At 41.6% G+C, this 13,722-nt stretch carries 14 protein-coding genes; 11 read left to right on the forward strand and 3 right to left on the reverse strand.

Annotated elements, in window-relative coordinates; translation table 11 throughout:
• Positions 1-33: 33 nt before the first annotated feature.
• The 9 genes from dxs (at position 34) to MKL51_RS03460 (ending at position 8,803) form a co-directional block, all read left to right on the forward strand.
• Positions 34-1,938 carry a 1-deoxy-D-xylulose-5-phosphate synthase gene (gene dxs, locus MKL51_RS03420; protein WP_002117085.1) on the forward strand — a complete coding sequence of 635 codons (1,905 nt, stop codon included), beginning with the start codon at positions 34-36 and terminating at the stop codon, positions 1,936-1,938.
• A 121-nt stretch (positions 1,939-2,059) separates the two neighbouring features.
• Positions 2,060-2,890 (forward strand): inositol monophosphatase family protein, encoded by an 831-nt coding sequence (locus tag MKL51_RS03425; protein ID WP_002117045.1) that lies wholly within the window; start codon positions 2,060-2,062, stop codon positions 2,888-2,890.
• 405 nt (positions 2,891-3,295) lie between these two features.
• Positions 3,296-5,158, forward strand: coding sequence for a DEAD/DEAH box helicase (locus MKL51_RS03430; RefSeq protein WP_016143582.1), 1,863 nt, complete (start codon positions 3,296-3,298; stop codon positions 5,156-5,158).
• A 106-nt stretch (positions 5,159-5,264) separates the two neighbouring features.
• Positions 5,265-5,474 (forward strand): hypothetical protein, encoded by a 210-nt coding sequence (locus MKL51_RS03435; protein ID WP_025468464.1) that lies wholly within the window; start codon positions 5,265-5,267, stop codon positions 5,472-5,474.
• Positions 5,475-5,564: 90 nt separating this feature from the next.
• A complete protein-coding gene (locus tag MKL51_RS03440) occupies positions 5,565-6,383 on the forward strand; it encodes an ABC transporter ATP-binding protein (RefSeq protein WP_002116999.1) in 819 nt (272 codons plus the stop codon).
• Positions 6,380-7,156 carry a lipid asymmetry maintenance ABC transporter permease subunit MlaE gene (gene mlaE / locus MKL51_RS03445; protein WP_002117010.1) on the forward strand — a complete coding sequence of 259 codons (777 nt, stop codon included), beginning with the start codon at positions 6,380-6,382 and terminating at the stop codon, positions 7,154-7,156. The genes MKL51_RS03440 and mlaE overlap by 4 nt, the downstream gene beginning before the upstream one ends.
• Positions 7,156-7,836, forward strand: a complete 681-nt coding sequence (gene mlaD, locus MKL51_RS03450) for an outer membrane lipid asymmetry maintenance protein MlaD (protein ID WP_005067241.1) — start codon at positions 7,156-7,158, stop codon at positions 7,834-7,836. Before mlaE ends, mlaD begins: the two co-directional genes overlap by 1 nt.
• Before the next feature lie 26 nt (positions 7,837-7,862).
• Positions 7,863-8,504: an MlaC/ttg2D family ABC transporter substrate-binding protein gene (locus MKL51_RS03455; protein WP_002116826.1), complete on the forward strand. Its 642-nt coding sequence runs from the start codon at positions 7,863-7,865 to the stop codon at positions 8,502-8,504.
• An 11-nt stretch (positions 8,505-8,515) separates the two neighbouring features.
• Positions 8,516-8,803: an STAS domain-containing protein gene (locus MKL51_RS03460; RefSeq protein WP_005078357.1), complete on the forward strand. Its 288-nt coding sequence runs from the start codon at positions 8,516-8,518 to the stop codon at positions 8,801-8,803.
• A 72-nt stretch (positions 8,804-8,875) separates the two neighbouring features.
• Here the strand turns inward: MKL51_RS03460 and MKL51_RS03465 are convergent, their stop codons facing one another.
• Positions 8,876-9,889 carry a magnesium and cobalt transport protein CorA gene (locus MKL51_RS03465; protein WP_002116978.1) on the reverse strand — a complete coding sequence of 338 codons (1,014 nt, stop codon included), beginning with the start codon at positions 9,887-9,889 and terminating at the stop codon, positions 8,876-8,878.
• Positions 9,890-10,047: 158 nt separating this feature from the next.
• Here MKL51_RS03465 and MKL51_RS03470 point away from each other — a divergent pair, with 158 nt between their 5' ends.
• Together MKL51_RS03470 and MKL51_RS03475 are read left to right on the forward strand one after the other, a co-directional pair.
• On the forward strand, positions 10,048-10,629 hold the full coding sequence (locus MKL51_RS03470) for a TIGR00730 family Rossman fold protein (RefSeq protein ID WP_005804599.1): 582 nt from the start codon (positions 10,048-10,050) through the stop codon (positions 10,627-10,629).
• Between the two features lie 14 nt (positions 10,630-10,643).
• Positions 10,644-11,045, forward strand: a complete 402-nt coding sequence (locus MKL51_RS03475; protein ID WP_002116701.1) for an NUDIX hydrolase — start codon at positions 10,644-10,646, stop codon at positions 11,043-11,045.
• 1 nt (position 11,046) lies between these two features.
• On the opposite strand, the gene MKL51_RS03480 is transcribed toward MKL51_RS03475, so the two are convergent.
• Both MKL51_RS03480 and recG read right to left on the reverse strand, forming a co-directional pair.
• A complete protein-coding gene (locus MKL51_RS03480; RefSeq protein ID WP_017481676.1) occupies positions 11,047-11,676 on the reverse strand; it encodes a ComF family protein in 630 nt (209 codons plus the stop codon).
• Positions 11,669-13,714: an ATP-dependent DNA helicase RecG gene (recG, locus tag MKL51_RS03485; RefSeq protein ID WP_017481675.1), complete on the reverse strand. Its 2,046-nt coding sequence runs from the start codon at positions 13,712-13,714 to the stop codon at positions 11,669-11,671. Before recG ends, MKL51_RS03480 begins: the two co-directional genes overlap by 8 nt.
• Between the last annotated feature and the right edge of the window lie 8 nt (positions 13,715-13,722).

Here is a 13,722-nt window from a genome sequence, read left to right on the forward strand (position 1 = left end):
GGATTTGCCAGGCTTATAAAGGCTTTGCCACATATGTTGTATACCGAAATTCCAACTCAACGCCCTGTTACGCCATTGTTAGATGCAATTGATCATCCTCAACAATTACGTCAGCTCGAGCATAGCCAATTGGTTCAAGTGGCTGATGAGTTGCGTCAATATATTTTATATGCAGCAGGCCAGAGTGGTGGCCATTTCGGTGCTAACCTCGGCGTGGTTGAGCTGACGGTTGCGCTGCATTATTGCTTTAATACTCCAAATGACCGATTAGTTTGGGATGTAGGACATCAGGCGTATCCACACAAAGTCTTGACTGGTCGCCGTGAGCAAATGACAACAATCCGTGCTAAGAACGGTTTAGCAGCATTTCCAGCTAGAGAAGAATCAGTTTTTGATACTTTTGGCGTAGGGCATTCATCAACTGCAATTTCAGCCGGTTTAGGAATGTCTTTAGCACGTCGCTATCAAAATGACCCATGTGAAGTCGTTTGTATTGTGGGTGATGGCGCAATGACAGCAGGTATGGCATTTGAAGCCATGAACGATGCTGTGGCACACGATGCCGATTTAATTGTTGTACTTAATGACAATGACATGTCGATTTCTTGCAGTACAGGTGGTTTTGCTAAGCATTTAGCTGCAATTTGGGAAAAAGGCCATTTAGTTAATGTCGATGAACATGGCGAGGCGTATGTACAGCCACATCCGAAATGGACGTACAACTCTCGTTTACATCAATCGGCAACAGATGCGGCCGATAATTTATTTAAAGCGATTGGTTTTGATTACTTCGGTCCTTTCGATGGACATGATGTAAATCAACTTGTTCAAGTATTTAATGCTTTGAAAAAACGTAAAGGTCCACGCTTAGTCCACGTCTATACTAAAAAAGGTAAAGGCTTTACTCCGGCAGAAGCTGACCCAATTACCTATCATGCAATTGGCAAAATTAATGCAACTTCTGCAGGTAAAACACCACCAAAATATTCTGATGTATTTGGTCAATGGTTGTGTGACGAAGCTGCACAAGATGAACGTTTATTAGCGATTACCCCAGCCATGTGTGAAGGTTCGGGCATGGTTAAGTTTGCTAAAGAATTTCCAAAACGTTTCTTCGATGTTGCAATTGCCGAACAGCATGCAGTAACACTTGCAGCAGGCATGGCTTGTGAAGGGTTAAAACCTGTTGTTGCGATCTATTCAACATTCTTACAGCGTGGTTACGACCAGCTTATTCATGATGTCGCATTACAAAATCTTGATGTGACTTTTGGAATTGACCGTGCAGGCTTGGTTGGTGAAGATGGTCCAACTCATGCTGGTGCATATGACTATGCATATATGCGTACAGTTCCGAACATGGTCATCATGGCACCAAAAGATGAAAATGAATGCCGCCAAATGTTGCACACTGCCTATGCTTATAATGGACCAGCAGCAGTACGTTATCCACGTGGTGCTGGGGTAGGCGTTGAAATTCAGCAAGAGCTAACTGCTATTGAGTTAGGTAAGGCAGAAGTAGTTGCTGAAATTAAATCTGCTTGTGATGAGCAGATTACGATTTTAGCGTTTGGTAGTCGCGTTATGGTTGCCATAGAAGCTGCTGAGCAGTTTGCACAAAAACATGATGTTGGCGTGCGTGTTGTAAATATGCGTTTTGTGAAACCACTGGATGAAAAAATTATTCGTGATTTGGCTGAACATACACAATTATTTGTAACTGTTGAAGAACACGCAATTATGGGTGGTGCAGGCAGTGCAGTAAATGAGTTCATGGCACAAGAACAAATTGTTAAACCTATCATTAATTTAGGTCTGCCAGATTTGTTTTTGCAGCAAGCGTCACATGGTCAAATGCTACAAGATTGTGGGCTAGATGCTAAAGGTATTTTGAGCTCAATTGAACGAGCTTGGCTTAAGCTAAATCAGGTGGTTTAAGCCTTTAATAAAATTTTTGAAACATTTTTTCCCATAAAGCGCATTCATTTGCTAAAATGTATGCGCTTTTATGCATTATTCTTTGTCAAAATCTTCAAATTTGTATTGTAGTGGGTGTTCAATGGAACCTATGGTGGTTATGGCTGCGCGTGCGGCTCAAACAGTTGGTCAAGAGCTTTTAAAAGCGCATCAAAATCGTCATAAACTCGATTTGCAAGTTGAAGAGAAAGGCATTGATGGCCCAGTAACACGTGTAGATCGTTATTTGGAACAATTGACGATTGATACATTACGTAAAAGTTATAAAAACCATAGCTTCTTAGGTGAAGAGTTCGGTTTGCAAGAAGGCAAAGGCCATGATGCAGACTGGTGCTGGGTAATCGACCCGCTTGATGGCACCCAAAACTTTATTAATGGTTTCCCTCATTTCTGTATTTCTATTGCAGTTCAGCATAAAGGCGTTACTCAACACGGCGTAATCTACGACCCAGTACGTGACGAATTATTCTCTGCAAGCCGCGGTCGCGGTGCGGTGATGAACCAACGCCGTATCCGTGTAAATGTAAAAGATACTTTAGAAAATACATTCTTGGCAGTAGGCCATCCTTACCGTGCTAAACGTGCTGGTGAGATTGTATCTTACGCAGAACAACACTTTGCTTCGTTATTAGCTGTTACTCAAGCTGGCGCACAAATTCGTCGTGGTGGTTCAGCTGCTCTAGATTTAGCATATGTTGCTGCTGGTCGTTTTGATGGTTTCTTTGAACTTGGTTTAAAACCATGGGATATCGCTGCCGGTGAGCTTATTATTAAAGAAGCGGGCGGTGTAGTGGTTGACGCACGTGGTGGTAATGAGTCTCTTGAAAACGGTCAAGTGCTTGCAAGTTCACTCAAAATGCTAAAACCTTTAATGCAAACTGTAGTTCCAGCTTGGGGTCAAGCTGCAAAATAATTTAATTATTTATAAATAAAGCCCTCTATTATCAGAGGGTTTTATTTTTTAAGTAATCGGTAAATTTTAGTTAGTTCAATAAATATGAAGAAAGTTGATTAAAACACATGACTTTTAATTTCTTTCTGCTATAATCCGCCCACGCACTTAAATTTCCGTTCATTACCTGAACATTCTGTTCTATTCATTGTAAGCGCACGCTGTCCATAGAGAGGACCATTTCTTGCGCCCCGATCGCTCAGCGATTCTTCAGGTTCGGCCGTAATCAAGCGTGCGTTTAGTCCACATCGTCGTTACTCGGATTGCTGCTGAAAAAACGTTTCAGCTAACTTTGCTTTGCCGCTTTGTGCCGATGTCTATTTTGTATTTATTAAAAATGGAGCACCCACTAGGGTGAAACTCTCTATGAGCAAAACTTTTGCCGAATTTTCTTTGCATGAAACCTTACAACAAGCGCTTGAAGGTTTAGGTTTTACTACCCCGACTCCTGTGCAAGAACAATCTATTCCTGCAGCTTTAGAAGGTAAAGACCTTCTAGTATCTAGCCAGACTGGTTCTGGTAAAACTGCGGCATTTTTATTACCGACATTACATAATTTAGCTGGTCAAGAAACTTTTGTTCCGTTCAAAGAACGCATGAAAGCTGTGACCCAACCTAACATTTTAGTTTTATGCCCAACACGTGAATTGGCTCAACAAGTTAGCCAGGATGCGATTGCTTTCGTACGTCACATGAAAGGTGTTCGTATTGCTGCAATCATGGGTGGTATGCCTTTTGGTAAGCAAATCCAACAACTTAAAGGCGCGCAAGTTATTGTTGCGACTCCTGGCCGTTTATTAGACTTAGTTAACCGTCGTCAATTAAAGTTAGATAAAGTTGAAGCTTTAATCGTTGACGAAGCTGACCGCATGTTAGACCTCGGCTTCTCTGAAGATTTAGAAGCGATCAGCGATTTAGCTGGTAACCGTCGTCAAACATTAATGTTCTCTGCAACTTTCGCTGACCGTATTATTCGTCTTGCTGAGCGCATGATGAATGAACCTGAGCGTATTGCAATTGAAACAGGTCACAGTACAAACACTGACATCACCCAAACTTTACACTGGACAGATGGTTTCGAACACAAGAAGAAACTTCTGACTCACTGGTTGGCTGATGAAACTCTTGATCAAGCGGTTGTATTCGCGAGCACTCAAGAAGATACAGATATGTTGGCTGAAGAACTTGCAGAAGCAGGTCACTCTGTAGTTGCACTTCACGGTGCAATGCCACAAACAGTTCGTAACCGTCGTTTACGTAGTATTCGTGAAGGTCGTGCAAAAATCTTGGTAGCGACAGACGTTGCTGCACGTGGTCTTGATGTACCGACAATTTCTCACGTAATTAACTTCGGTTTACCAATGAAACACGAAGACTATGTACACCGTATTGGTCGTACAGGTCGTGCTGGGCGTACAGGTCAAGCAATTACTTTAGCGACTTATCGTGAACGCGGTAAAATCCGTGCGCTTGAAGACTATTTAGATGCACGTTTAAGTGTTTCTGAAATTGAAGGCTTAGAGCCATCTCCACCTCCTGCTCGTTCAGGTCGTGATGGCGGTGGTCGTGGTCGTGGCGGCAACGGTGGTCGTGATGGTCGTCGTGGTGGCGGTTTTGGCGGTGGTCGTCGTTTTGAAGGCGAAAGCAACTTCAAGCGCCGTGAAGGTGGTCGTGATGACCGTCCACGTCGTAGCTTTGATGACAAACCACGTGGTGAACGTCCATTCGGTGGTGAAGATCGTCCACGTCGCGAGTTCAATTCAGATCGCCCACGTCGTGAAGGTGGTTTTGAAGATCGTCCACGTCGTGAGTTCAATTCAGATCGTCCGCGTCGTGAAGGTGGTTTCAACGATAAACCGCGTTTTGACTCAAATGATGACAACCGTGGTAACCGTGTAGATTACAAACCACGTCGTGAAAATGGTTTTGGTGATCGTCCAAAACGTAGTTTCGGTGGTGAAGATCGTCCACGTCGTAGCTTTGATGATAAGCCTCGTGGCGAGCGTCCATCATTTGGTGGCGAAGATCGTCCACGTCGTGAGTTCAACTCAGATCGTCCACGTCGCGAAGGTGGTTTTAACGATAAACCGCGTCGTAGCTTTGATGATAAACCACGTGGTGAGCGTCCAGCGTTTGGTGGTGAAGATCGTCCAAAACGTAGCTTCGGTGGTGAAGACCGTCCACGTCGTAGTTTTGATGATAAACCGCGTCGTAAATTCGACCGTTAATCAAAAGTTCGTTTAAAGAAAGGCCAGTAGAAATACTGGCCTTTTTTATTTTTCAGTTTTGTTATAAAATAACAAAGTGTGAATTGGTTCAATTTTTTATTAAATAATGAGTAAAAGTAAACGAAAAGAAACAATAATGGCACAGTTGAAGAACTTATTAGTTCAGCACGGCTTGCCTTATCTTTTTATTGCACTTGTTTTGTGTAATGGGGTTTATTTTGCCTATGCTTTTATAACTGGAAGTTCTATTGAGCAGTTTCAAATTTCTGAATTAACCTCTTTTTACGAACATACCTCTTCTATTTCTATCAACTAAGTTAGCTTTGCATTTGTCAAAATAACAACAAGTTTGCCAATTTTCAGTGTTATAGTATGCGTGCATAAAAGTGCAGGAACGATTGCCATTATGAATAATAAAACTCCTCTCTCGACTCAACCACTTATTGAAGTGAAAAATTTGAGTTTTAATCGAGGGGAACGCGTCATTTATGACAATATTAGTTTAAATATACGTCGTGGCCAGATTACGGCTATTATGGGACCTTCTGGTACAGGTAAAACAACATTATTACGTCTGATTGGTGGACAGTTAGTTCCTGATCAGGGCGAAGTTTTGCTCGACGGTAAAGATATTGCAAAAATGTCTCGTCAGGAACTTTTTTCAGCCCGTGCGCGTATGGGAATGTTATTTCAGAGCGGTGCTTTATTTACGGATATGTCTGTCTATGAAAATGTGGCATTTCCAATTCGAGCACATACCAAGCTTCCTGAAAATCTAATTGCTGAACTGGTTGCATTAAAACTGGAATCAGTAGGCTTGCGTGGTTCTGAACAATTAATGCCTACAGAACTCTCAGGTGGTATGAACCGTCGTGTTGCTTTAGCACGTGCGATCGCGCTTGACCCTGATTTAATCATGTACGATGAACCTTTTGCGGGGCAAGACCCCATTGTAAAAGGTGTATTGACACGTTTAATACGTTCATTGCGAGAAGCTTTAGATTTAACCACAATTATTGTTTCGCATGACGTTCCCGAAACCCTTTCTATTGCTGACTACATTTATGTTGTAGCAGAAGGAAAAATTCAGGGAGAAGGAACACCAGAAGAATTACAGGCATATGCTTCTCCATTTGTGCGCCAATTCTTAACAGGTTCGGCAGAAGGACCAGTTGAATACCAATTTAGCCATCAAGCCTATTTAGATAACGAGGTTCGTCCATGAATACGATTGCCTGGTTAGGTAGACTCGTTATTGAGCGGATTCGAGGGATTGGTGTTGCGGCACTAATGCTCTTACAAATTGTTTTTTCTTTTCCTTCATCTGGTGGGTTTGGACGATTTATTTACCAAATGCATCGGGTAGGGGTGATGTCTTTGTTAATTATCACTGTGTCGGGCCTATTTATTGGTTTGGTACTGGGTTTACAAGGATATTCAATTTTAGTGAACGTCGGCAGTGAATCAATGCTAGGCACCATGGTGTCTTTAACATTGCTGCGTGAATTGGCACCTGTGGTTGCTGCGTTATTATTTGCTGGTCGAGCAGGTTCTGCATTAACAGCAGAAATTGGTTCAATGAAGCAAAGTGAACAACTTGCCAGCATGGAAATGATCGGGGTTGACCCATTAAAACAAATCGTATCACCACGTCTTTGGGCGGGAGTGGTCAGTTTACCGATGCTAACTGTCATTTTTGCTGCGATTGGTATTGTGGGCGGTAAAATGGTAGGTGTCGATTTTCTTGGCGTCGATGAAGGCTCATTCTGGAGCGGTATGCAAAACAACGTGCAATTTGGGCATGATGTCGTAAATGGCATTATCAAAAGTATTGTGTTTGCTTTGTTATGTACATGGATTGCGGTATATCAAGGATATGCGTGTGATCCGACTCCAGAAGGAATCGCAACTGCAATGACGAGAACAGTTGTATATTCTTCATTATGTGTTTTAGGTTTTGATTTCGTGTTGACTGCGGTCATGTTCGGAGGGATTTAATGAAATCACGTAGTAGTGAGCTGGCCGTAGGTATCTTTGTTATTATCTTCGGTATTGCCTTGTTCTTTTTAGCCATGAAAGTTAGTGGCCTTGTTGGTACTAATTTAAATGATAGTTATACCATGAAGGCTCAGTTTGATAACGTCAATGGTTTAAAGCCTCGTGCTAAAGTAACGATGAGCGGTGTCACAATTGGTCGTGTTGATTCAATTACCCTTGATCCAGTTACGCGTTTGGCTACGGTAACCTTTGGTTTAGATGGAAAATTGACAAGCTTTAATGCTGAGCAGCTAAAAGAAGTTCAAAAAAATGCTTTAGATGAACTACGTTATAGTTCTGATTATACGCAGGCTTCTCCAGAGCAACAAAAAGCAATGGAACAGCAACTGATCAGTAACATGTCCTCCATCACCAGTATTGATGAAGATGCTTATATAATGGTTGCAACTAATGGTTTGTTGGGTGAGAAATATTTGAAAGTCGTTCCAGGTGGTGGTTTAAACTATCTTAAACGTGGCGATACAATTTCAAATACCCAAGGAACCATGGATTTAGAAGATTTAATTAGTAAATTTATTACTGGTGGTGGCGCAGGTAAAGTTGCCGCTGGTTCATCCTCAGCAGAAGAAAAAGCTCCTGCAAGTACCGACAGCAGTGCACAGCCGTCATTTGTTGAGTAAGAGTTTATTTGAAGGAGTGGTTCCAGGTGAATACGTTGTTTAAACAAACCCTGACAGCAAGTCTTTTGTCTACTATGATTGCAGGTACAGCTTTTGCTGCACCTTCAGAAGCACCGCCTGATTTTATTAAGCGCGTTGCTGATGGCTTGATCGCTCGTTTAAAAGCAGATCATGCTAAGTTGCAGAACAATCCTGCTTTAGTAAAATCAATTGTACGTCAGAACTTAGACCCATATGTTGATTCACAAGCGTTCACTCGTATTGTGATGGGTACTTATGCGACGAATCAGTATAGTACAGCTGCACAGCGTGCTCAGTTTGAAACAAACTTCCGTAATACATTAATTGAAAATTACGGTAGCGCATTTGCTAAATATACAAATCAAAGCTATACCATGCGTCCTTACAAGGCAACTGCGGGTAAAAACCCTGTAGTGACATTGGACTTTAATCACAATGGTGAAAAAATTCCTGTTTCTTTCCAGTTGGCTGACAAAGGTACTCAATGGAAAATCCGTAATATCAATGTTTCTGGTATTGATCTAGGATTACAGTTCCGTAATCAGTTTGCTGCAACAGTGAAACGCAATGGCGGTGATTTAAATAAAGCAATTGCTACGTTCCAACCTGATGCAGACGCAGCTGTTAATCAAAACAAAAAGAAATAAGTAGGTGACGTGTGGTTCAGTATCTCAACCAACAATTGGTTGTTTCGGGAAAAATTGATTTTGAAAATGCGGAACAACAGTATCAAGCAGGTTTAGCTATCATAAAGAAGCAACAAAGCTTCCCACTTGTGGTGGATTTAACTGAGCTTGAGCATGGTAGTACCTTGGCCTTGGCTGTTTTAGTTCAATGGTTACGAGAGACTCCAAAAAATACTGGTTTGCATTTTAAAAATGTCCCTGAAAAAATGCTGAAGATCATTCAAGCCTGTCATTTGCAGGATGATCTGCAAATGATCTGATGTTGTTGATGTAAAAAAGCACCTATATTTAGGTGCTTTTTTATGCTCGAAATTAGCATTTTATTACAAAGCTTAGATCCATTTTTTCCAGCGGAAATAAATGATCGGCCCAATAAAGAAACCCATAATAATCAGCAAAACAACGAAGAAACTGGTCGTACCATGTGCAAAAGGTAATACGTCTGTGTTCATACCGTAAATACTGGCAATAAGCATCGGAGGAGCTAACATACTTGGTAAGATCGAGAATCGACGAATCGTATCATTCTGTTCTGTGTTAATGAATCCAGACGTCGTATCAAGTAAGAATCGTACTTTTTGGAATAAGAACGCATCATGTTCTACCAGTGAGCGTACATCTTCACTGAGCTCTCGAATGTCTGCATCATAAATATGACTGCCTAATGCACGTGGACGCGATAAGAAAGTAAGTACACGTCGTAAATCAATGAGACAAAGCTGTGCTTTTCCTAGCATGTCTTCTTGTTGAGCTAGGCGTGTAATCATGTCATCGAGATCTAGAATTTTTTCACGTTGGTGGTTATTAAGAACCTCGGTGGAGTATTTTTCTAAATCTTTGTGGATATCTTCTAAGATATCCGCAAGCTCATCGAGTTTTGCTTCAAGAAGGCCTAATAAGATCCAGGTAGGATCTTTATAGTCCATGTCATAGTCATTTCGGCGAGCACGGGCACGAAAGGCACGAAACGCAACTAGTTTTTCTCCACGCATCGTAAAGAGGCGGTCTTTATGTAAAATGAAAGCTACGGTTTGCACCATGGCAAGCATATGTGATGACTCTTCAGCGTCGCCATCCACCTGATAATTTTTATTTTTCGTTAAAAAATAAGTACTGATGTGCAAAATACCGTCATCATCACGGTAAAATCGTGCAGAAGATGAAATGTCTTCAAGCGACTTTAGTGTTGGTAAATTTTGGTCATAGGCATCTAATACCCATTGTTGCTCTTCTTGCGAGGGTGCAATAAGATCAAGCCAGACTAATTCGGGATGTAGATCAAATCCACCATTGATGGTGGCATCTTCCAGACTTCCGCGTTCTGTGGCATAAAAGGCTTCAAGCATGTGTCTTTTTTCCTCACGCAGTCTGATGGAAATGGATGGGTGTATTTTAGACAAGGATTTGCCGAAAAACACTTGCCAATACGCTATTTTGCAAAAAAAAACTCTATCAATAGTTTAGTTTGTCAGCATGACAGTTCAATAAAACGGTTTTTTACACTATGAAATCAATTTGTATTTTCTGTGGTTCATCTCTTGGTTCAAATCCAATTTTCCAACAAATTGCCCAAGCTACAGGCGAGGCTATTGCAAAACAAGGGAAGACCTTGGTTTATGGTGGTGGTCGCTCAGGCCTAATGGGTGTGGTGGCCGATAGCGCCTTACAAGCAGGTGGACAAGTCATTGGCGTGATCCCTCGTGCTTTAGTTGATCGTGAGTTAGCTCATCCGGGTCTAACCAGATTATATGTGGTTGAAAATATGCATGAGCGTAAAACCAAGATGGCGGATCTTTCAGATGGCTTTATTGCTTTGCCGGGTGGCGCTGGTACATTGGAAGAAATCTTTGAACAATGGACGTGGGCGCAATTAGGGATTCATCAAAAGCCTTGTGCTTTCTTAAATGTAGCGGGCTTTTATGAAGATTTACTTAAAATGATTCAAGGAACGGTGGATAATGGATTCAGCCAAGCACGGTTCGTTGATAAATTGATCGCATCAGACAAAATTGAAGATATTCTTCAACAATTTGAGCAATATCAGGCTCCTGCTCCAAAATGGACAAACGCAGACGTCCAACCATAAACGAGGTTAAATAGGTGAAAACAATTACGGTCGCTGCCGCAGTGATCTTAAATGAGCAAAATCAGTTGTTGCTTGTAAGAAAGCGTAATACACACGCTTTTATGCAAGTGGGTGGCAAGCTGGAACCTAATGAGGCACCAGAGATCACCATGCAGCGAGAAATTTTAGAAGAAGTCGGAAGCTCTTGTGTGATTGAGCAATTTATTGGTCATTTCGAAACAGCAGCTGCCAATGAGCCAGATCATATTCTGGTGAGTCATTTATATCTTGTTCAGCTTGATCAGGCCCCTAAAATTGCAGCCGAAATTGCAGAAATGAAGTGGATAGATTTAAATGATTCGGAAACTCAACTTGCACCATTGACCCGAGAAATTGTCATTCCTTGGTGTGAAGAGTATTTATCTACAGTGCAATAGCTTAACTCTTCGGCGTTGCTGCTAGGCACGCCGTATGAATGGATGTGCAGCCTAATTGTTTAAGTGCCTGACTGAGCGCATGAACAGAGCTTCCCGTGGTTATCACGTCATCAATAATGAGAACGCGGCGATAACGTCGTTTCTCTTGATGATGAGGTAAAAATTGTTGTTCTATATTTTCAAAGCGTTCTAGCCGAGTAAGTCCTTTTTGAGAGTGCTCGTTTAAGCGTTGAATTGGTTGCCAAACAGGTATTTTTAAGTGTTTGCTTAATATATTGGCGAGTACTAAGGATTGATTGAAACCACGCTCGATTAAACGTTGATTGGAAATTGGCATAGGTACGATCGCTTGTACCTTGGGAAATTTTAATTGTTTTAAAATTTCACCTAATAAGATCTGATAATGTAATTTTTGTTCATATTTAAACTGCTGAATAATCCGGTTAACCGGATAAGCATAATTACAAGCCACAAGAACAGAGTGATTATTACGTTGAATCGTTTGTTTAAGCCAAGGTAGCTGTTCCCAACAGTCTTTACAGAGCGAGTATTTTTCTCGCGTGCCTAACTCGCACAATGAGCAAGGTGAAAATAACTGAATAAGATGTTGGAAGTTTAAAAAATTAAACATAGGCGTAGCGAGGCGCCTCAGGAAGCCAACGTTTTAATAGAGCATCTGCCTGTTCTGGATAATCTTTTAAAACTTGCTGTGCCACATAGTGGGCTTGACTCAGTAGGTGATCATCTCGCTCTAATCGGGCCACCCTAAATCCCATATCCCCAGTTTGTTTAGTTCCTAGTAATTCACCCGGCCCACGTAATTCCAGATCTTTTTCCGCAATCACAAAGCCATCATTACTTTCTCTTAAAATAGAAAGTCTCTCTTGTCCATTTTGAGAGAGAGGCGTTTTATATAAAAGTACGCAAAAACTAGCTTGAGCACCTCGACCTACGCGACCTCGTAATTGGTGTAGCTGAGAAAGCCCTAAACGCTCGGCATTTTCAATCACCATAATGGAAGAGTTAGGAACATCTACTCCAACTTCAATCACTGTTGTTGCGATAAGAAGTTGTAATTCATTATTTTTAAATGCTTGCATGACGGCTTGCTTTTCATCAGCTTTCATTTTGCCGTGTACCAAACCAATATTGAGTTCAGGAAAGCGTTCTTTCATCTCTTGGTAAGTTGCTTCTGCTGCTTGAGCATCTAAAGTCTCAGACTGCTCAACCAATGTGCATACCCAATAGGCCTGTTTCCCATCTCTGCAATTTGAAGCAATACGTTGAAGCACTTCCTCTCGACGATCAAGAGGAATCGTAACTGTTTGAATTGGGGTACGGCCTGGAGGTAACTCATCAATTATAGATGTGTCTAAATCACCATAAGCACTCATTGCTAGAGTTCTTGGAATCGGAGTGGCTGTCATCACGAGTTGATGTGGAGTGAACTGCTCAGCACCTTTATTGCGTAAAGCTAAACGTTGGTCTACACCAAAACGATGTTGTTCATCAATAATCACTAGCCCTAATTTAGCGAAGCCAACATTATCTTGAAATAAGGCATGGGTACCGACAATAAGTTCCGCGTGGCCTTCTTTAATCTGTTGTTCTGCTTGGGCACGGGCTTTACCTTTTTGTTTGCCAGATAACCATGCCACGGTAATACCTAATGGTTCAAACCAACGTTTAAAGTTTAAATAATGTTGTTCTGCAAGAATTTCAGTAGGAGCCATTAATGCAACCTGCCAATCTGCTTCTAAAGCATGGCAAGCAGCTATAGCGGCAACAAGGGTTTTTCCAGCACCTACGTCGCCTTGTACTAAACGTAGCATAGGTTGGTGTTGTTTTAAGTCATTTAAAATTTCTTTAGATACACGTTTTTGTGCATTGGTCATTTGAAATGGTAAAGCTTCTAATAGTTTTTTAGCTAATACTTTACTGCTTGAAAATGCAGGTGACGCAATTTGTCGAATATAAGCACGGCGATTAAGTAAACTAATTTGGTGCGCAACCAACTCTTCAAAAATAAGCCGTTGCTGTGCAGGGTGCGAGCCTTGAGCCAATTGCAGCATGTTGGCATCCACAGGAGGCTCATGAATGTAATACAAAGCCTCTTTAAGCGCATAGCCATTGGTATATTGCTTTGGGAGTAGCTCTGGTAAGGCGTCGCTATGATGCTTTAAAGCTTGTTTAACGTATTCGCGTAATTTGGGTTGAGTTAATCCATCCGTACTTGGATAAATTGCTGTCAGCTGAGTTTTTGGTAGAGGTGTATGTTCATGAATGAGTTGAATTTCAGGATGATACATCTCAAGGCCGCGAGCACCTACACGGACTTCACCAAAAATACGTAAGCGATGACCGGGTTTTATTTTATCAGTCAGGTTTTTATAAATATGATAAAAGCGTAAGGTGACTTTACCGAATTCATCTTGCACCAAGGCTGCCATAGATTTTCGCTTTCCCGGAGGGAAATCAATTGATTTGACTTCTCCTTCGAGTAAATAGCTCCGCCCAACCACAAGTTGATTCATTGGAATAATCGTACTGCGGTCTTCATAATCACGTGGCAGATGAAACAGTAAATCATCTGTGGTAAAAATATTTAGTTTTTCGAGTAGGGCTGCTGAAGCCGATCCAACGCCTTGTAACTGATGGACTGAAGTCATGTCCCCTC

This window comes from Acinetobacter sp. AOR18_HL (assembly GCF_027855145.1).
Taxonomy (GTDB): Bacteria; Pseudomonadota; Gammaproteobacteria; order Pseudomonadales; family Moraxellaceae; genus Acinetobacter; species Acinetobacter pittii.